This window comes from Marinomonas sp. ATLA20 (genome assembly GCF_057180105.1).
Genome location: NZ_JBXUKU010000038.1, coordinates 1 through 570, shown reverse-complemented (window position 1 = coordinate 570; position 570 = coordinate 1). Strand labels below are relative to the sequence as shown.

Sequence of the window (570 nt, the reverse complement as noted above, 5' to 3'; positions counted from 1 at the left end):
CTCAGGCTGCACGTCAGAGATGCGGATTGTCCAAGAAGAAGTCTTTGGCCCAGTATTGACAGTTGAATCCTTCCGTACAGAGGAAGAAGTAATTGAACTGGCAAACGATACGATTTATGGATTAGCAGGAGCCGTGTGGTCCACTGATATCAGCAAGGCCGAAAGAGTTGCTCGTCAATTAAGATTAGGCACAGTTTGGATCAATGATTTCCATCCTTATTTCGCTCAAGCACCTTGGGGTGGATATAAGCAATCAGGTCTAGGACGTGAATTAGGTCGCACCGGGCTCGAGGAATATACAGAGCTGAAGCATGTATATCGTAATACAAAACCTGAAACGGTTCGATGGTTTCAATAAAAATCACACATTTGGAGGAGATTCTATATGACATTAAATATGAAAATTGAAAGCATGCAGAAATTCCATACATTTGAAATTCCGACTGTCATCAAACATGGCATCGGTGCAGTGAAACATGTTGGGGAAGAAGTAAAAGCATACGGTGTTTCAAAGGTATTGCTTGTAACAGACCCTGGTATTTACCTGGCGGACGTTGTAGATCCAGTAAT

Annotated in this window: 1 protein-coding gene and 1 pseudogene; both read left to right on the top strand. The window is 42.5% G+C overall.

What is annotated here, in order from left to right; all coding sequences use genetic code 11:
• Positions 1-358 (top strand): aldehyde dehydrogenase family protein (locus tag AC2A4J_RS20335; protein WP_484177294.1); only part of this gene is annotated, 358 nt, incomplete at its 5' end.
• Between the two features lie 27 nt (positions 359-385).
• A pseudogene (locus AC2A4J_RS20330) lies at positions 386-570 on the top strand (hypothetical protein); the annotation flags it as partial.